The organism is Defluviimonas sp. SAOS-178_SWC (assembly GCF_039830135.1).
Lineage (GTDB): Bacteria > Pseudomonadota > Alphaproteobacteria > Rhodobacterales > Rhodobacteraceae > Albidovulum.
Map to the genome: position 1 here is coordinate 3,306,075 of NZ_CP156081.1, position 18,619 is coordinate 3,324,693.

Genomic DNA, 18,619 nt, shown 5'->3' on the forward strand with positions numbered 1-18,619 from the left:
TTCCGGCCCGATCCCACTCAGGAATAGGGCCATTCCACCATGACATCGACAGCCACACCCGTGACAGGGAAACAACGAGGCCGACGTAGGCTGGAACGCTCGACCGTCGTAGGTCTGGCTCTGATCGCGCCGCTTTCTCTCGTGATCATCCTGTTCCTGCTTTTGCCGCTTTCTCGGTTCCTCTCGCTCAGCGCAAACAACACGGAAGCCGCGGGTTGGCTGTCACATACGTCGGCTGCTCTTGCCGGTTGGTCGGGCGAGGAACTGCCGTCAGACGATGCCTATGCAGCGATTGCCAAGGACGTCCGGGGCAATGCGGAATTGACATCGAAACTCGCGGCCCGGTTGAATTTCTTCGAAGGCGGGATGATCAGCCTGCTGCGGCGCACTTCGGCAAAGATCGACTCAATCCCGCCGACCCGCGACGGTTTTGTCGCGTTTCACAAGGATTGGGGCGACCTCGAGACCTGGCGGTCGATCTATCTGGTGTCTCAGCCGCTCCTGATCGAACACTACCTCAATGCACTTGATCTGCGCGCCGACAACCCGACCCGGGTGACTTCGATCGAACAGCAGCCAGAGCGGCAGCGCATCTTCCAAGGTCTCTGGCTCCGTACGATCCTCGTCGCATTGGTCGTGATCTGCGCCTGCACTTTGATTGGCTATCCATTGGCCTTCTACCTGTCCCGTGCCCGCGGTTTCGCCTTCATGCTCGGCATGGGAATGGTCCTGCTCCCGTTCTGGACGCCGCTCCTGGCTCGGATCACCAGTTGGCAGGTCCTTCTGGAAACGACGGGCGTTATTCCCACCGCCCTTGCTGCTTCGGGGTTGATCGAGGGTCGGATGCCTGCGTTGTTCAACAATCTCTTCGCGACCATACTGGTCATGACCTATGTGCTGTTGCCTTTTGCGGTCTTGCCCACCTATGCGGTAATGAACCGGGTCTCTCCATCGCTGTTTCGTGCTGCGCTCACCCTCGGCGCCAGCCCCGGGCGCGCGTTCTTTCAGGTCTATTTGCCGCAAACGCTTCCCGGAGTGATCGCAGGCAGCATCCTGATCTTCGTGTTCTCGTTTGGCTTCTATCTGACACCTGAGCTCGTTGGCGGCCCTGGCGGCAGCCTGATCGGCAACCAGATCGCGTATCACTTCTCAAAGTCGCTCAACTGGGGCCTGGCAGCGGCTCTGTCCGGTCTTCTGCTGGTCATCATCGCCGCTGCGGCGCTCCTGCTGCGCTCGATAGCACAGCGCCAAAGCTGACACCCAGAAACTGGAAAACACGATATGAAGATCATTCTTCGCATCTGGGTCGCGCTCGGCTTCTGTTTCTTGGCGCTACCGCTCCTTGCGATCATTCCGCTGTCGTTCACGTCGGGGCAGTACATGTACTACACTCCCGAAATGCTGGCGCTCGATCCAGCGGGCTATTCCACCAAATGGTATGCGGAGGTTCTGTCGAGCCCCGACTGGATAATGGCAGTCAAGAACAGCCTCATCATCGGGTTTGGCGCAGCTGCGCTGGCGACCGCCTGTGGCACCTTGGCAGCCATCGGACTGACCTGGGCCGGCACCCCGGCCAAGAACTTCTGGACCATGATGATCCTACTACCGCAGGTCGTTCCGATTGTCATAATCGCCGGCGGCCTGTTCTCGGCATTCAGCGACCTGCGGCTCATCGGTACCTATACGGGCATCATCATCGCCCACACTGTACTGGCCGCACCAGTGGCCGTTATCACGATCCGTGCCAGCATGGAACGCTTCGACTGGAACCTTGTCGCGGCGGCCTCCACGCTCGGTGCCAACCCGATCTATACTTTCCGGAACGTCACCCTCCCTCTTGTACGTCCGGCCATAATCGCAGGGGCCATCTTCGCCTTTGCCACCTCGCTCGATGAGGTCGTGATTATCCAATTCATCGGCGCCTATAAGCAAAAGACCATCCCGATCCAGATGCTTATCGGTCTGCGCGAACATCTGAGCCCCGCCATCCTTGCCGTGGCGACGATGCTGATCGGTTTCGCGCTGATCGTGATCCTTCTGGGCGAAACACTGCGACGGCGCAGCCTCGCCGTAGAAACCCCGAAAAAGTGAACTCAGCGCCCCGCTGTCCCGGACGGGGCACGGCGTCAGAAAGGAACGCGCAATGCGAAAGGGCACATTGCTCAATGGTCCGTTGACCGGCTTGATCGGCAGCCTCGGTCATTCCGACAAGATCATGGTCACCGACGCCGGCTGGCCGATCCCGGAAAATGCAAAGATCGATCTCTGCCTGACCCACGGCATTCCACGGCTGCACGAGGTGTTCTCGGTGATCGCTTCGGAGCTGATGATCGAAAAGGTGATCATCGATGCCGAAATGCGCGCCTGCGGACCGCAGGTTCACGACGTGATCCTCGAGGTAATCGCAGCTCAGGAGAACGCCGACGAGATTGTCGTCGCCTATGAGGAACACGACGTCTTCAAGCATCATGCTACCAGTGCGAAAGGCATCGTACGAACCGGAGAATGCATTCCCTACTGCAATCTCGTGATCGTGGCCGGGCTGGCATTCACACCCCCCTCGGGCGGCTCACATTCCGGGAGGAAGGCCGGATAATGGGGCGCGCGCATTCGATAGCGGTGCAGGAGTTGTCGCCCGACGTCGTGGCCGGTTGTGGCACCGCCTTGATGTCCGACCCATCCATAGACTCCACCAGCGGCGGACCCTGGTGGCAATGCTGGGAAGGGCTTGCAGGACTGAGCCACGGCCGGCAGTGGACCGGATTTGTCCGCGCCACCCCGGGCTGGCCGGTGATTGCCGAGATGGAACGCGAGCCGGGAACGGAAATCATCATCCCTGTCGAAAGGCCGATCATCCAAGTTATAGCGCCCTCAACCAAGCCGGGCATTGACCGGCCGAAAGCCGAGGCCGCGCGCGCCGTGCTCATCCGGCCGGGCACGGCTTTGGTCATGGCGCCCGGGGTATGGCACGCGGCGGCCTTTGGCGGCGATGCAGCGGCCTCGTATTTCTACATAGCCGAGCGGCGCAAGGCCGAAGATAGCGAAGGCCGTGGCGGCTGGGTCGCCCTCGCAGACGGAATGAAGATCGTCTGCCGGCCGATGCATTCAGGCGAAGCGGATGAAAGGAACCCGGTCCATGTGTGACGATATCGTGGCACGCTATGAAAATGTCTCAAAGGACTATGACGGGGTCAAGGTCGTTAAAGACCTAACCTTCGATATCAAGCGAGGCGAGTTCCTATCACTACTGGGCCCGTCCGGATCTGGCAAGACGACGACACTTATGATGCTGGCAGGCCTGCAATCGCCGTCAAGTGGCAATATCTATCTCGACCGCAAACCCATCGTCGGAATTCCACCGCACCGCCGAAATATCGGCGTGGTCTTTCAGAACTATGCGCTGTTTCCACACATGACCGTCGGCGAGAACGTTTCCTTTCCACTCAGGGCCCGCCGCATGCATGGCGCGGAGATCACGGCCCGGGTTCGCACCAGCTTGGCGATGGTTCAGCTTGACGCTCTTGTGGACAGGCGTCCCGCCGAGCTGTCCGGAGGACAGCAGCAACGGGTCGCACTGGCCCGGGCGCTGGTCTTCGATCCAAGCCTCGTTCTTCTGGACGAACCGCTTGGCGCGCTCGACCGACAACTGCGCGAGAACATGCAACTGGAGTTGAAGCAGTTGCACCGGCAAACTGGCATAACCATGGTGTATGTCACCCACGATCAGGGTGAAGCAATGACAATGTCCGACAGGGTTGCAGTGTTCGACCAGGGCAAAATCCTGCAATGTTCGGCACCGGAAGAAATCTACAACGCGCCGAACAGCCGCTTCGTCGCGGAATTCGTTGGCGAGAACAACCGCTTTGCCGGCGTTGTCGAGGCGGTCGACGCAGCGGAGTGTGCGGTTCGCACCAGCAATAGCATGCTTATTCGTGCCCATCCTTCCAAGGATCTGGCGGTTGGCGAATCCGTCCAGGTTTATGTGCGGCCCGAACGGATCGATGTAGGGACAACCGCCAAGTCACATTCCAACAGCTATCTGGCACATATCCGCGATGCAATTTTTCTTGGCGATCACACGCGGTTGAAGGTCGAGATACCGGGCCACCCCGAGGTGACAGTCAAGCGCAACTTCTTTGGCGAAGCCGACAATCTGCCTGCGCCCGGCCAGACCACCGTCGTGGGCTGGTCGTTGGAAGCCTCACGAGTCGTGACGCGGTAATGACCAGTCTTTCGACCACCCACCTACTGTCCCGACATCCTGAAACGAATAGCAACCGGAGAGAAAACCGTGAACCGGATTGAATTTCACAAACTGTTCAAGTCACCTGGCCCGGTGATACTTCCCGTCGTCCATGTCCTGGACGAGGCACAAGTCACGCGAAATGTCAGTCTGGCGATACAGGTCGGGGCGCCCGGCATCCTACTGATCAATCACGATATTTCGGCGGAGGCCTTCGTGCCGCTGATACGGTCGGTCCGTAGCCAGTTTCCGACCCTGTGGTTGGGTGTGAACTTCCTTGCCGTGACAGGCAAAGACGCGTTTCCGGTGCTGGGAGAGTTGCAGCGGACCGGCACGAAGGTGGACGCCTACTGGGCGGACGATGCTCGGATCGACGAGATGAAACCTACGACTGAACAGGATGAAGCCCGGGAGATCGCAAATGTCAGCAGCGCCAGTGGATGGACGGGGCTCTATTTCGGTGGCACATGCTTCAAGAAGCAGCGGGATGTTGCTCCGGAGCATTACGCCACATCCGCGAGGATCGCGCGTGACTGGATGGATGTGGTCACGACATCGGGAATTGCTACCGGTCATGCTCCGGAGCTTAGCAAAATCGAGATTTTTCGTAACGCCATCGGCGATGCTCCTCTCGCGCTTGCCTCCGGAATAACTTGCGAGAACGCTAGGGCCTTCGCCCGGTTCGCAGATTGTTTCATTGTCGGCACAGGCGTCAACCAGACCGGAGACTTCCACAACTTTGACCAAAGAAAGCTCGCCGACCTTATGGAAGTTTCCCGTGACCTATCTGCCGATGTAAGCATTTGTTAAGAGAAAAGTAATTGCCGTACGCTCGAAGTTCGCAAAGATAGTGGAAATGCTGTTACTGGTCACAATTCGACGTCTTGAGCTACTCCCCATCCCTTGGACAGTTTCCGGAGTGATTTAAGCCACTCTCTGCGCCTGCTGGTCGGATTCGATCTGGTTGAAGTAGACCACGGCGGGCGGCTGTCCGCCATCCGCGGCATGAGACCGCTGGTGATTGTAGAAGGTGATCCATCGGCCGATGCCGGCCTTCGCCTGTGAGCCGGTCTCCCAGGCATGCAGATAGAAGCACTCGTATTTCAGGGACCGCCACATGCGCTCGATGAAGACATTGTCGAGGCAGCGCCCCTTGCCGTCTATCGAGATCCGGGTCCCGATCCGCGTCAGCCGGTCGGTCCAGGCGAATGATGTGAACTGCGAGCCCTGATCGGTATTCATGATCTCGGGCCGGCGTAGCCAAGGCCGCGAAGCGCCTCGAAGATCCGGATCAACGTCAACCGTTCCCACTTCGCACGCCGGCCGTTCTCAGTGAGCAGGCGATCCGGTCGATCCCGCCACGGCCCGATCTTCGGCAGGGGATGAACCGCACGTTCATAGCTGAACTCGGTCTTCCCCGACCGGATCACCTTGCGAACGACCTTCCGCGAGACCTTCAGTTCGCGGCAGATCTGCTTGATCGACTTCTTCTGCTGAAAATGCGTCCGCCGGATCTTCGCGATCGTCTCCACAACCAGCATCCCAACTACTGCTCCCGAATGATCTCGGAAGCATCATGGACCACCGTATCAGGGGGGCCCGTTTGGACGCCGATCACCCCAACACAGGGGTCCTTACTCCACGCCTATCAACACGGCAATGATCTCACCAGCATCATCGATCAGGACCGGATTGGTGAAGCCGAACCGGGTGATGCTGTCGGCGATCTGACGGATCTGACGGCGCGAATGCGTGCGCGCATTCCCGGCATTTGGAGAAAGTGTGCTCACCTGCCGCATCCGGATGCTTGGGGGCAACGGTGTGGTAGTGTCGTCGGGGGCGTTCAACATGGCCTGTTCTACCTGCGCTCTGGCCCGGGGGCAAACCGTTTAGCCCGGCCGTGAAGGGAGTCTAAGCATTGACAAAGCCATGCGTCCAGCCACCAGAGGTTGTACGAACTCCCCCCAGCCCACATCTCGCCCCTCGGGTGGGCACATATTTTGCTCACTGGCGAATATAGGTGGCCGAAAGGGCTTAGCGTAGGATTTACCACCGTCCGGCAACAGACCCCGGAAACTGTTCAGATCAACCGAACCACCTCTATCCTCCGGACCACCACCAGAAGCAAGCCGCGCGCCCACCCCAACGGGACTCCTCTATTGGGTACGACTCGAGGGGGATTGGAAGATCATCGCGTCTATTTCCGGCGCGCTGCCGAAGCCGAGGCTGACCGCCGTAGCCACGATCGACGCCCCCTCCTCCATCGCGATCTTGGCCACCTTCGCCGCCCGCGCGTAGCCGATATGGGGAACCAGCATCGTCGCCAAAACAAGGCTGTTCTCGAGGACGCTCTCGCATTGTTCTGCATTCGCCTCGATCCCGGCAACGCAGCGTTCGGCGAGCGTGTCCATCGCGCGGATGAGCATGCGCATGCTTTGCAGCACGTTAAGAACAATCACCGGCTCGAATGCGTTGAGCTGTAGCTGTCCCGCCTCGGCGGCAAGTGTCACTGTCAGATCGTTGCCGATCACCTGAAATGCCACCTGATTGACGACTTCCGGAATCACCGGGTTCACCTTGCCGGGCATGATCGACGACCCCGCCTGAACCGCCGGCAATCGAATCTCGTTGAAGCCCGAGCGTGGACCAGAGGCCAGAAGCCGGAGGTCGTTGCAGATTTTCGACAGCTTCACCGCGATCCGTTTCAGGACGCCCGAGAAGGTCACATAGGCGCCAGCATCCGAAGACGCCTCGATCAGGTCGCTCGCAAGCCGCGCGTCAAGGCCGGATACAAGGGCCAGTTCCTGCACGGCACGCTCGGCATATCCGTCGGGCGTGTTCACGCGGGTGCCGATCGCGGTGCCGCCGAGGTTGACCTCGAGCAGGAGCGTCGAGAGCCGGCCAATGATCTCGATGTCCTCAAGAATGGTCGCGGCGAATCCCGCGAATTCCTGACCGAGCGTCATCGGGACCGCGTCCTGCAACTGCGTGCGGCCGATCTTGCGGATATCCGAGAAGACAACCGCGCGGTCCTGGAAAGCGGTGACCAACCGCCGCTGCGCCGCCTGAAAGTCGGCGCATTGCGATACGATTGCAAGCCGCATGGCTGTGGGATAGACGTCGTTCGTCGATTGCGAGCGGTTCACGTCGTCATTGGGATGAAGATGCGTGTAGTCTCCCGGCGCGTGGCCCATGCGGATCAGCGCGAGATTGGTAATCACCTCGTTGGCGTTCATGTTGGTGGAAGTGCCGGCGCCACCTTGGATCATGTCGACGCGGAAAGCGTCGTGATGCCGGCCCGCGATGATCTCGTCGCAGATCGTCTCGATGGCGGACGCCTTCGCCGGGGCGAGCACACCAAGGTCGAAATTGGCGCGTGCTGCGGCCTTTTTCACCCAGGCGAGTGCGCGGATGAATTCCGGAAACAGATTGAGCGGAATGCCAGTGATCGGAAAGTTCTCGATCGCCCGCTGGGTGTGAACCCCCCACAGGCAATCCGCAGGCAGTTCGACCTGGCCCAAACTGTCTTCTTCGATGCGCGTGGTGACTTGCATGGACGCTCTCTCCTTTGCAAAGGTGGGCAACGCTGCGATACGAGTTGGTGCGGACCCCGATCTTAGGCGGGCGACGCTCACCCAGATCGGTGGGCAAGAAATTCAGCGACAGCAAGCAGGTCGATGTCCGCATAGCGCCGCCCAATCAGTTGCAGGCCGACCGGCAAGCCGTCGTGGGTCGAACCAAACGGAATTGACACGACCGGCAGGCCGAGAGCGGGAGTCGCAAGCACGGGGGTTTCGTCAAGTCCGAGGTCGGCGACATCGGCGTCGGCGGCATAGGCCGGCTGGCAATTGGTCGGCCAGACCATGACGTCGTAGCGCTCGAAAAATTCGCACATTCGGTCCCAGGCGCGCCGCCGGATGCCCTCTGCAACTGCAAGATCGTCCTGCGTCAGCCGGTCCGCCCGCTTCAATGTGCGCTGCAACTCCAGCCCGAGTTCGTCACGCCGTTCCCTCCCGATAGGCCCCAACTCCAGCCGGGCCGACCAGTCGCGGAATATCTGCTGCGCGGCGGTCATCTCACCGATTGCCGGGTCGGCGTCCTCAACCCGTCCGCCAGCCGCTTGCAAAAGGTCGCGCGCGGGTCCTAGCGTGGCGGCGATTCCGGGATGAACCGGCGTGCCGGAAGGCGTCAGGCACCAGGCGATGCGCAGCCCCGACAGGTCAACTGCCGGGCGCCTGTCCCAGTCCAACGCAACACCTTGAGATAAGGGATCTTCTGGCGATGGACCCGCCATGATCTTTAGCATCAGCCGCGCGTCCCCGACAGTGCGTGCCATCGGCCCGGGCACATTCAGCCCATCGAAGGGTAGCGCGGAGCCTTCAAGCGGCACGATGCGTGAGGTCGGCCGTAGTCCAACGACACCGGTAAAGCCAGCCGGTGCACGGATGGATCCGCCAAGATCTGAACCGTCGGCCAACACCGAAAGCCCTGCGGAAAGCGCGGCAGCCGCGCCGCCCGATGAACCAGAGACGGTCCGGCTAAGGTCGTAGGGATTTCGACTCGTTCCGAATAGCGGATTCGTAGTCTGCGCGCCATACGCGAACTCCGACGCGTTGGTCTTGCCGATGATGATCGCGCCCGCTGCGCGCAGACGCCCCACATGGACCGCGTCGCGCTTCGGCACATGATCCGCGAAGGGTCGCGAGCAGTAAGTGGTGCGTAATCCTGCAGTTGGAAACGTATCCTTGACGACCAGAGGGATACCATGGACTGGACCGACAAAACGGCCCGCCTTGGCCATAACGTCCAGCTCCCGCGCCCGCGCCAGCGCCCCGGCCTCATCGATCGTGACCAGCGAATTCACATGGCGGTTCACTGCACCGATCCGGTCCAGATGAGCCTCCACCAACTGGACGGCAGTAAGCTCCCCCGCGCGCAATAGTTCCGCAAGTTCCACTGCGCTTTTCGCGCAGAGGTTGCCCGAGCCGGTGGCGGGAACCACGAGAGGGCCGTCTACTACATATTTCAATGCTGCAGCACCTGGTTGAGAAAGAGCTTCGCGCGATCGGTGCGGGGATTGCGGAAGAACTCCTCGGGCGCATTTTCCTCAATGATCTCGCCGCCGTCCATGAAGATGATGCGGTCGGCCACCCTGCGGGCGAAACCCATCTCGTGCGTGACGCAGAGCATCGTCATGCCGGTCCCGGCAAGATCGACCATCACGTCGAGCACCTCGGAGATCATCTCGGGGTCGAGCGCCGAGGTCGGCTCGTCAAACAGCATGATGCGCGGCTCCATGCAGAGGCTGCGGGCGATGGCAACACGCTGCTGTTGCCCGCCGGAAAGCTGCATCGGGTACTTGTGCGCCTGGTCGGGTATGCGGACGCGTTCGAGATATCGCATCGCCAGCGCCTTGGCGTCCTCGCTCGACAATCCTCGCGTGGTTGTCGGCGCAAGCGTGCAGTTTTCAAGCACGGTCAGATGCGGAAACAGGTTGAACTGCTGGAACACCATCCCGACATCGCGCCGCACCGAGGCGATCTTCTTGGTGTCGCCGGTCAACTCTATCCCGTCCACAGTGATCGAGCCGCTCTGATGCTTTTCGAGCCGGTTGACGCAGCGGATCAAGGTGGATTTTCCAGACCCCGAGGGCCCGCAGATCACGATCTTCTCACCAGGTGCGACATCAAGATTGACGTTCTTCAGAACGTTGAAGTCGCCATACCACTTGTTCATGCCGCGGATACGGATCGCTGCTTCTGGTTCGTTGCGGGTCATTGTCCCCTCTCCTCCTCCAATGCCGATATCGGTGGGGTCAGTCGAAATAACCTGCCCGGACCGCCGCGCCGATCATCATGCAGACGAAACGCCCCGCCGTGATCGCGGTGATGCCGTTCACGTCCTTCTTCGGCGTGATCTCGACGATATCCATGCCGACAACCCGGCCCTTTCGCGCCAGCCCGTTGATGAGGGTCCGCATCTGGGCGTAGTTGACACCGCCGGGCGCGGGTCCGGCAACGGCAGGCATGATCGTCGGGTCGACACCATCGGCGTCGATCGTAAGGTAAAAGTTCCCACCGTCTGGAATGCGGTCGAGAATTGCCTTCATACCGACCTCCTGCAACTCGATGTCGGGCACCAGATGTGCGCCGTAGTCGCGTGCCGCCTGCACTTCCTCTGGCCTGCCACTTCCCGCTGCGCGCAGGCCGATCTGCCAGATTTCGCCGACATGTTGCAATTCGGCTGCACGGCGGATCACGCTGGACAACCCGAAATCAACACCGTGGAACCGGTCGCGCCAGTCGACATGGGCGTCGATCTGGATGAGCGTGATCGGGCCGCGGCCTTCGAACGCCCGCAACACCGGAATTGGGATTGCGTGGTCGCCGCCGAGAATGATCGGCATCGCGCCGGCATCGAGGATCTTGCGCACGACCTCTTCGGAACGTCCGTGGTTGCCCGAGATGTCCTTTGCTTCGCCGATCACGTCGCCGCAATCCACAACCTTGATGTCGCGCCCGTCAAGCATCGTGCCGCCAATGTCGAAATCATAGCGATCAAGGCCGCGCAGCGCTCGCTCGCAGTAACGGCGGATGTGGGTTGGCGCGGTTGACTGGTCGTTGCTGACCTCGGCCATCGAATAGGGATCACCGTAGGGGATGCCCAGAATGGCGATGTCGGCTTCAAGGGCGTTCAGATCAGTCACGATGGGAAAGTCGTGAAAACTCTGGAATTCCCGTTTCGGGGGCGCGATCAGCGTGTCTGGCATTGGTCGTCCTTTCAAAAGGTTCGGAGTGCGGGCCTGCGTCGCTCAAGCGCCAACGCATGGTGCATTTCGTGTGGTATTGCCGGCGCCCAAGGTACGAGCGTTCAGATAGCGGGAGGCATGCCGTTCCCATCTTTTCAGCCCGAGGGCGACAAGCGAGTTCAGCCCCCAGTAGATGAGCGCGATCGCCGTGAAGCCTTCCATGGGAGCGAAGGTACGGCCGATGATCACCTGTGCCTGATAGGTCAGTTCCGGCACCGTAATGACGGAGAGGATTGCGGAGTCCTTGATCAGCGAGATTGTGAGGTTCGACGTCGTCGGAATCAGGTAGCTCAGCATCTGAGGAAAGATTACCTTGCGCTGGATCGTCCAGTAGGTAATGCCGAGCGCCTCCGCCGCTTCCGTCTGCCCGCGCGGGATAGTTTGGATCGCGCCGCGCACGTTCTCGGCGAAATAGGCGCCGCAATAGAAGGCGAGACTGATGATCCCGACGATGGTACCCTCGAGCCGGATGCCGATCTCAGGCAGCACGAAGAACACGAGATAGACCTGGATCAAGAACGGCGTGTTCCGGATTAGCTCGATGTAGCCCACCACGATCCATTTGAGCCAGCGATTGCCTGACAGCCGCGCCAGCGCGCAGAGCGTCCCGATCGCGAAGCCCGCCGGAAGCGCGATGCCACAGATCAGGAGTGTGTAGCCGAAGCCCAGGGCCAGAAGCGGCAGGCTCTCTACAATGATGGAAACGTCGAAGTTCATGCGCGGGACCTTTCCGACCAGGATTCCACCCGCCGCGTCACATGGCTCATCGATGTTAGGACCACGAAGTAGAGCGCGGCCGCCACGAGATACGCCTCGACGGGCATGTAGGTTTGCAGCATCACGAGTTGCGCCGAGCGGGTCAGCTCAACCACGGTGATGACCGAAAGAAGCGGCGACGCCTTGACCAGCATCGTAAATTCATTGGTCAGCGGCGGCAGCACCCGGATGAAGAGTTGGGGCAGGATCACCCGCCGCCAGGTCGTCGAGCGGCTAAGCCCGAGGGCATCGGCGGCTTCCCATTGGCCCTGTGGCAGGCTGCTTAGGCCGCCGCGGAAGATTTCCGTAACGAAGGCGCCGCTATTGAAGCTCAGGCTGAGGAAGCCCGCGACGAAGGCTGGTATGTTCACGCCGGTCAGCCCCGGCAGCGCGTAATAGACGAAGAATATCTGCACCAGAAGCGGGGTGCCGCGGATGAAGCTGACATAGGTGGCGGCAAACCAGCGTAGCAGCGCGAAGGGCGCGCGCGCCATCAGCAGAAGCATGAGCCCGACGAGCAGCCCGAGCAGAAAGCCCGGAACCGACACGCCGATGGTTACCAGCAATCCCTTGAGGAAGATTGGCAATTGGACGATCGTATCCATAAACATCGGTATCAACCCCTGATCGGACGCCCGGAGACCAGCCGCGTTAATGCGGCGGCTGATCCGGCTGCATGCATTCGGTTTGCTGCGACCTAGACGTGTCTCACGTCCTGCGGGTCACAGCGCGCCTTCGGGCAGGTAGCCTTCGGACGGCAGATCCATAGTGAAGCCGAACCATTCCTGCTGCCACTCAGTCAGCTTTCCGCTGTCCGCAAGTTCGCCAATGACGTCGTTGAGGTAGTCGCGCAGGTCGGTATCGTCCGGATGCGTCACCCAGGCCAGATACCGGGGCTCGCCGACCTCTCCAACAATCTTGAACTTGTCCGGCTGCTTGCGCATCAGCGCCGCTGCGCCGTTCGAGCCGATCAGGGCAGCATCGACCTGACCGGAGCCGACGGCGACATAGGTCTCCGGAAACGCCTGGAAGAGCTTGAGATCGGCGAATCCGGTGCCGGTCTCACTCTTGAGCTCCACGTTATAGGCCTCGACCACGGGCTGTTCCGCCGAAGCCAACTGGGTCGCGACGACCTTCCCGGCCAGATCAGCCGCACTGTGGATATCGTCATTGTCGGACCGAACGAGCACGATCGTCTGGACCGATCCGATCGGTCGCGTGTATGCATATTTCTGGGCACGCTCGGCGTTGATCGAAACCGATGTGGCGACGAAGTCGAACTTCTTCGCCAAAACGCCCGGAAGAATGCCCTGCCAAGGCAGGTCGAGTTGATTGAGGTCCACGCCCAGATCGGCAACTACCGCGTCGAGAATCTGTTTGCTGTAGCCGGTGATCTTGCCATCCTCTATGAACTCGAATGGTTCGTATGCCGCTTCGGTACCAACGGTCACCACTCCGGCCTGCCTGATCGCCTCGACTTTGTCGGCGGCGCGGGCGGCTATCGGTGCAAAAGCCGAGGTAGCCGCGAATACGAGGAACAGCGCGCCCGAACTGACCGAATTGAAGAAGTTGCGTCTTTCCATCTGTAGTCTCCTCCCGATCGGGCCATCAGCCCGCTTTGACAGCTAGAGAAAATAGCCGTCATGAGAAGACAAAACAGTGTGGAGGTGCCAAGCTTGGTTGTATAAACACGCATGCATGGAGAGCAAGCCTGGGTTTCAGCGACTACGCGGCGCCGACATTCAGCGTCTGGGCGTTTTCAAAGTTGTCGTGGAAAGTGGCGGTCTATCTTCCGCAGCCGATTTCCTGGGTGTCGATCTCTCGACGGTAAGCCGCCACATCAAGGATCTTGAGATACGGCTTGGACTTGAACTTTGCAGCCGGGGTCCGGGTGGCTTCGCGCTCACCACGCAGGGGCGGACCACTTATGATGTTGCCTGCCTGCTAGCCGAGACCCTGCAAACCTGTGACGAGCGGCTCGAGGGCTTGCGCGAGGGACTTTCAGGAACCCTACGAATCGGCCTCGTCAACCATCTGCTCTCCGCCCAGGAACTGCGCTTTCCCGAAATACTGCGCTCGATGCGGGAAAGCGCCCCTAATCTTATCGTCGACTGCAAGGTACTGACTCCGAGTGAGATTATGCGGCAGATTGAAACTAGGCAGATACACTTGGGTATTCTCGGGACGGGCGAACAGCCGGAGCATCTTGTCTTTGCGCCGATCTTTCGCGAAGAGGCCGGGCTTTACTGCGCGCCGGGCCACACCCTTTTTACCAGCCCTAGGGCGATTTTCGGGCGGGATGCGCTGGAGGGCACGGTCTATGTGTCACGGACGCACAGCTCTCCGACCGATCTTCGGGCCCAAGCGCTAGGCTTGGTCGCCGAGACCTCGTCGAACGACATTGACGTGATCTCATCGCTCGTGCTGTCGGGGCTTTACGTTGGCTTTCTGCCGGTTCATGCCGTGGCCGCGCAAAGAGACAGTGCATCCTTTCGGCGTCTGGCGATCGAAGGGGGTGAATGCGAAGTGCCCTTCTACGCTTGTACGCTTCGGCGCGCCGACCGCAGCCGGCGTACCAATCTTTTCCTCCGAATATTGCGCAGCGTCATCGCCGACCAAACGAACGATACGATCCGGAAGACGCTCCAGAGCTAGAGTCCGTGCCGGTGCATATTCATTCTCGCCAGATCATCCTAGCAGTTTAGCGATACTGCATCCGGCCGTAGGATCGCGCGGCGGCGTGCGACATGCTGCGCCAAGCGCTGCCACTTACGCCTCCCGGGCGGCATTCCGCCAGCACTGCCAACACGGCCTCGGTCCCGGTCAGGATGGTGCCCGACCGTTCGATCGCCAGGATGTCGGAATGCGCTGCCAAGAGCCGAAGGACCGTATCCAGAACGTCGATCTGTCGGGACAAGGCCTCAAGATCGCGATGTGAATAGACGCAGACATTCGTGACAGGTGGCCGCCCGAGCAGACGGCGACAGATGTCGGTCGAGCGCTCCAGCCAGTGATCTTCGTAATCGACTTCCGCGTCAGGATTGATCATCCAACGCATAACCGCCGAGCAATCCGCGATCACCAGACCGTAACTTTCCGCCGTAACTCTCGCGGCAGCCCTGGTCAGTTCGGCCTCCAGCGCATCGCCGATCCGTTCGGGGACAAGGTAGTTGTCAGGATACGGATGGTCGCCGAAGCGCCAGTGCCAGGCGATGAGCGTTTCGTCGCTGTCGTGGGGGTCCCTGGGATCGCAGATGCAAATCCACTGTTGGACGTTCTGCCGAAAGGCTTCGCCCAGAACCTCGCGCAGATCCCTGCGCCCGTCATCCAGACGGTACAGCAAAGTGTGATTGTGCTCGCAGTACGCCGTGCCTTCTCCTACGTCGACAGCGAAGACCGAGTTGGACATCTCAAGCGCGCTCGACAACCTCTCGACCACGCCGATGGACGGTTCCGGCGGTCGGCCGGTGGCCGGATTGCGGCCGTTCTCGATCGCCGTGACATAGCTCGCAGATATCCCTGCGGCGTTCGCAAGCTTGCGCACCGAAATCCGGAGCGCCTCGCGGCGCTGCCGGACCTGCTTGCCGAATTCGATCAACCGGGCGTCGTCGGTCTGCGAACTCATCCTTGTCACTCCTAAACTCGACGACCGGCCTAGCCTGACCTTTTACTGAATATAGTGCTTCCTATCCAGTATATAAGACCGCCCGAAAACGCCGCGGGAAGGGTTGCGCCTGTATACTGGAACAGCCAACTATTCGGCACAAAGGTCACCGGGTCCAACAGAGCGATGTAGACCAGAGAGCCGCCCAGCAACGCCAAGATCCCAACGAGGTTGAAGCCCGCTGTGTACCAGTATCGCGACCGCGTGTCGTGCCAGTACAACGACGGAACGTGCAGGGAATTCAGACGGCGCAGGAAATACCAGTCAACGATCTGAACCCCAATCATTGGTGCGATCACGATACCGATGAAGGCCATGAAAGTTCCGACGTTGTCGTAGAAGGCACCCGGGAAAAGAACGATCACGACGGACATCGGCACCAAGGCCGTCGCGACTTTGGCGTTCCAGGACAGTCGTTGGGTTATCGGCGAGAACTGCCCGACCCCGAGGGCAGCGGCATGGGCACCGACAAGCGTGGACCCGAGATTGGCGAGCGCGACGAAGATCAGCACGAATACGCCTGCCGCCGGACCCGCGACTTTCAGGATCCAGACCGTGGGATCGGCCTCACCTGCAACCAGCCCGGAATAAAGACCGATAAGACCCGCCGCCGCCCAGCCGAACCCGAGGCTCGCCATCGACGGAACGGTGCCCTTTCCTGCGCTGTTCAGCATGCGGAACATGGCGCCCATATATGCCCACCAGCCCAGAGTCGACACGATTAACAGCTCGAAAGCCGTCGTGTAATTTGTGAGCTGCCCGCCTTCATTGGGCGCGATGGGCGCTGCGGCGAGAATGTCCTCCAGCGAAAAGTGCTGGAACAGAAGCCAGTACATCCAGGCCCCGAGACCCATGATGCAACAGGCCACAACGACGCCGACAGACCTCACCCCATCGCTTCCCTTTTGCAGCATCAGCCAGATGAGCAATGTCCCGATCAGCGATGAGATGATGGCTGCGGTGCCCGAACTGGCCTCCCCGATCAATCCCTCGGCAACCAGGACAGATGCAACGGCACGGCCGAGAAAGATGGTGAGTACGAGATTCCAGCCAATCAGGGTCGCGTATTGAACCAGAAGTGCGAGGATCGAACCCTTCACACCGAGTTGGGGCTTGGTGGAACCGAGGGTCTCAATTCCGAATTTGGTGACCGCGGGGACCTGTGAAATGGTCACCAGCAACTGACCGATCAGGGCACCGGCAATCATGGTGGCAGTGCCTTCGCGCGCGCCCACATAGTATGACGTGAACCCGCCGACGACAAAGGACCAGGACGCGATGCCTGCGGTTGCCGCCACCGCAGCGGCCGCCCAGCCGCCCCAATTGCGATCCTCTAGTGGAATCGGCAGGCTGTCGAAATCGTGCGTGCCAGACTCGCGTATGGTTGCCTGTTTCATTGCCGCCCCCAGATCAGCAGGAGGATCGGCAATACGATGCCGGTGAGAAGCAGAAAGAGATAGTGTCGCGCCTCCATTGGCGCCCCGGTGGGCGCCCCTGCCAGCGCGGCTATTTCGTCCTCCTGATTGGGTGTGACGGCACCGAACTTGGTGCCGAGGCGTGCGAGCGTCATGTCTTCAGTCATTTTCTCCTCCTTGGATGGTGTGCGTTTGGCTTCTGCGGCCGCGGCTTCACGCTGCAATACTAAACATAATGCGGATTAATGCACACTATAAAGTGTATAATTGCTATTTTTGTTAAATATTGTTTGAAAAGTGCACTTTACAATGACCATTGGATCAGCAAAGCTTGCAATGCAGCCACGATTCCCCCGCATGCGCTTCGACGCACGGGGCAAGTCACCTGCGCAGCACAGAGGAGGAACCTATGAGCACTTCAACGAGGATCGCGGTCGCGGATTTTGACGAGCCGGGCTGGGACTATGGCATCTTCAGATCGCCGTATCATGACTACCACCGAGCGAATGGCGCCAAATTCTGCGTTTACAACGGCAGGCTGATGCCGGTATCGCAGGCCATCGAGCGCCACGACGGATACAAGGCCCTGCGCCAAGGGCTTGTGATGCTCGACACGGGCGAGCGCCCAACTGAAATCGCCGGGCCGGACGCCGAAAAGTTCTGCAACAAGCTGTTCGCCCGCGACGTCTCGAAGCTCAAGCCTGGTCGGGCCGGATACGGGCTCCTGCTCTATCATGACGGCAACATCCTGTGCGACGGCATCCTGATGCGACTCGCTGCGGACAAGTTCTGGTATGTTCAAGCAGACGGCCCGGTATTTTCGTGGTTCAAGGCCCATTCCGAGGGCATGGATGTGGAAATCCGGGATCCGCAGTCATGGGTCACTCAGGTTCAGGGTCCCCGCGCGCTTGACATGCTCACCAAGGTCCTGGATGGCGGCATGCCAGAGCCGTTCGGCTATTACGGCGTGGCCGAAGGCACCGTCAACGGGCAGCCGGTCATCGTGTCGCGCACCGGCTATACGGCCGAGATCGGCTTCGAGTTCTATACGCGCCCGGATCTTGGCGCATTCGACGGCATGAAGCTGTGGAACGACATGCTGGAAGCCGGAAAGGAGTTCGACTTGAAGGTGATCGGCCTCGATTCGCTGGATGCGCGTCGGATTGAGGCAGGCATCCTGAACAACGTTTCGGACATGGACGAGACGATGAACCCGTATCAAGCGGGTCTCGGTGCCTTCATCAAGCTTGACGGACCCGATTTCATCGGCCGAAACGCGCTGGAAAAAGCCGACAGGCGTCCGCTTCTTTCCGGCCTCAGATGCAAGGGCGGCGAACCGCTGAACAACGGTGATCTGATGGTCGGCGATGAGACGATCGGCCGTGTAACAGCGGCTGGCTGGAGCCCCTACCTCGGGGAAGGCGTCGCTATCGTCCGCCTGAAAGATGCTGATCGCGCGCAGCAGAAGAACATCCAAGTCCGGTGTACCGACGGCGCGCTGCACGCCGCAGACCTCGTTTCCCTCCCCATGTACGATGTCGAGAAGAAGATTCCGCGAGGTTTGGATGCCAGCATTCCAAAGGTGCATTCCGCGGCCTGAGGCAAAACAATCCGCGAGGCGTTCCGGCGCCTCGCAGTGCTTTCAACAACACCGCTACGCACTGGTCGCATTCCTGAGCCCATTGGTTGATGGGCGCTGCTTGGCCGGTTACATCGGCGGGGACCAGCTATTA

Annotated in this window: 19 protein-coding genes and 2 pseudogenes; 8 read left to right on the forward strand and 13 right to left on the reverse strand. The window is 60.2% G+C overall.

What is annotated here, in order from left to right; translation table 11 throughout:
- Positions 1-39: 39 nt before the first annotated feature.
- The 6 genes from V5734_RS17045 to V5734_RS17070 all read left to right on the forward strand — a co-directional run bounded on the left by V5734_RS17045 (position 40) and on the right by V5734_RS17070 (position 5,053).
- Positions 40-1,257, forward strand: coding sequence for an ABC transporter permease (locus V5734_RS17045; RefSeq protein ID WP_347310808.1), 1,218 nt, complete (start codon positions 40-42; stop codon positions 1,255-1,257).
- A gap of 24 nt (positions 1,258-1,281) precedes the next feature.
- Positions 1,282-2,091, forward strand: coding sequence for an ABC transporter permease (locus V5734_RS17050; RefSeq protein ID WP_347310809.1), 810 nt, complete (start codon positions 1,282-1,284; stop codon positions 2,089-2,091).
- Positions 2,092-2,143: 52 nt separating this feature from the next.
- Complete coding sequence (gene rbsD, locus V5734_RS17055) at positions 2,144-2,596, forward strand: D-ribose pyranase (protein WP_347310810.1); 453 nt, start codon at positions 2,144-2,146, stop codon at positions 2,594-2,596.
- Positions 2,596-3,144, forward strand: coding sequence for a hypothetical protein (locus V5734_RS17060; RefSeq protein ID WP_347310811.1), 549 nt, complete (start codon positions 2,596-2,598; stop codon positions 3,142-3,144). Before rbsD ends, V5734_RS17060 begins: the two co-directional genes overlap by 1 nt.
- Positions 3,137-4,222: an ABC transporter ATP-binding protein gene (locus V5734_RS17065; protein ID WP_347310812.1), complete on the forward strand. Its 1,086-nt coding sequence runs from the start codon at positions 3,137-3,139 to the stop codon at positions 4,220-4,222. Before V5734_RS17060 ends, V5734_RS17065 begins: the two co-directional genes overlap by 8 nt.
- Before the next feature lie 69 nt (positions 4,223-4,291).
- A complete protein-coding gene (locus V5734_RS17070; protein ID WP_347310813.1) occupies positions 4,292-5,053 on the forward strand; it encodes a BtpA/SgcQ family protein in 762 nt (253 codons plus the stop codon).
- 114 nt (positions 5,054-5,167) lie between these two features.
- On the opposite strand, the pseudogene V5734_RS17075 reads toward V5734_RS17070, so the two are convergent.
- The 10 genes and pseudogenes from V5734_RS17075 to V5734_RS17120 all read right to left on the reverse strand — a co-directional run.
- Positions 5,168-5,497: pseudogene (locus tag V5734_RS17075) on the reverse strand (transposase); the annotation flags it as partial.
- Positions 5,494-5,784, reverse strand: a pseudogene (locus V5734_RS17080) (IS21 family transposase); the annotation flags it as partial. The pseudogenes V5734_RS17080 and V5734_RS17075, both read right to left, overlap by 4 nt.
- Before the next feature lie 93 nt (positions 5,785-5,877).
- The gene (locus V5734_RS17085) at positions 5,878-6,093 is read right to left on the reverse strand and encodes a ParB N-terminal domain-containing protein (protein ID WP_347310814.1); all 216 of its coding nucleotides are present in this window, start codon (positions 6,091-6,093) and stop codon (positions 5,878-5,880) included.
- Positions 6,094-6,399: 306 nt separating this feature from the next.
- Positions 6,400-7,797, reverse strand: coding sequence for an aspartate ammonia-lyase (locus V5734_RS17090; RefSeq protein ID WP_347310815.1), 1,398 nt, complete (start codon positions 7,795-7,797; stop codon positions 6,400-6,402).
- A gap of 77 nt (positions 7,798-7,874) precedes the next feature.
- A complete protein-coding gene (locus V5734_RS17095; RefSeq protein WP_347310816.1) occupies positions 7,875-9,245 on the reverse strand; it encodes an amidase in 1,371 nt (456 codons plus the stop codon).
- A gap of 23 nt (positions 9,246-9,268) precedes the next feature.
- Positions 9,269-10,021: an amino acid ABC transporter ATP-binding protein gene (locus V5734_RS17100; protein WP_347310817.1), complete on the reverse strand. Its 753-nt coding sequence runs from the start codon at positions 10,019-10,021 to the stop codon at positions 9,269-9,271.
- Positions 10,022-10,058: 37 nt separating this feature from the next.
- On the reverse strand, positions 10,059-11,012 hold the full coding sequence (locus tag V5734_RS17105) for an agmatinase (RefSeq protein WP_347310818.1): 954 nt from the start codon (positions 11,010-11,012) through the stop codon (positions 10,059-10,061).
- Positions 11,013-11,054: 42 nt separating this feature from the next.
- Positions 11,055-11,768 (reverse strand): amino acid ABC transporter permease, encoded by a 714-nt coding sequence (locus V5734_RS17110; protein WP_347310819.1) that lies wholly within the window; start codon positions 11,766-11,768, stop codon positions 11,055-11,057.
- The gene (locus V5734_RS17115; RefSeq protein WP_347310820.1) at positions 11,765-12,418 is read right to left on the reverse strand and encodes an amino acid ABC transporter permease; all 654 of its coding nucleotides are present in this window, start codon (positions 12,416-12,418) and stop codon (positions 11,765-11,767) included. Before V5734_RS17115 ends, V5734_RS17110 begins: the two co-directional genes overlap by 4 nt.
- Positions 12,419-12,529: 111 nt before the next feature.
- Positions 12,530-13,390 (reverse strand): transporter substrate-binding domain-containing protein, encoded by an 861-nt coding sequence (locus tag V5734_RS17120; RefSeq protein ID WP_347310821.1) that lies wholly within the window; start codon positions 13,388-13,390, stop codon positions 12,530-12,532.
- A 115-nt stretch (positions 13,391-13,505) separates the two neighbouring features.
- Here V5734_RS17120 and V5734_RS17125 point away from each other — a divergent pair, with 115 nt between their 5' ends.
- Positions 13,506-14,462 (forward strand): LysR family transcriptional regulator, encoded by a 957-nt coding sequence (locus tag V5734_RS17125; protein ID WP_347310822.1) that lies wholly within the window; start codon positions 13,506-13,508, stop codon positions 14,460-14,462.
- Positions 14,463-14,508: 46 nt separating this feature from the next.
- Here V5734_RS17125 and V5734_RS17130 read toward each other — a convergent pair whose 3' ends face one another.
- The 3 genes from V5734_RS17130 to V5734_RS17140 are packed head-to-tail and all read right to left on the reverse strand — an operon-like array spanning position 14,509 to position 17,053.
- Positions 14,509-15,432 carry a helix-turn-helix domain-containing protein gene (locus tag V5734_RS17130; RefSeq protein ID WP_347310823.1) on the reverse strand — a complete coding sequence of 308 codons (924 nt, stop codon included), beginning with the start codon at positions 15,430-15,432 and terminating at the stop codon, positions 14,509-14,511.
- A gap of 29 nt (positions 15,433-15,461) precedes the next feature.
- Positions 15,462-16,868 carry a cytosine permease gene (locus V5734_RS17135; protein ID WP_347310824.1) on the reverse strand — a complete coding sequence of 469 codons (1,407 nt, stop codon included), beginning with the start codon at positions 16,866-16,868 and terminating at the stop codon, positions 15,462-15,464.
- Entirely contained in the window at positions 16,865-17,053 is a 189-nt protein-coding gene (locus V5734_RS17140) for a hypothetical protein (protein ID WP_347310825.1), read from the reverse strand. The genes V5734_RS17135 and V5734_RS17140 overlap by 4 nt, the downstream gene beginning before the upstream one ends.
- 242 nt (positions 17,054-17,295) lie before the next feature.
- On the opposite strand from V5734_RS17140, the gene V5734_RS17145 reads away from it, so the two are divergent.
- Entirely contained in the window at positions 17,296-18,486 is a 1,191-nt protein-coding gene (locus V5734_RS17145; RefSeq protein WP_347310826.1) for an aminomethyltransferase family protein, read from the forward strand.
- The last annotated feature ends 133 nt before the right edge of the window (positions 18,487-18,619 follow it).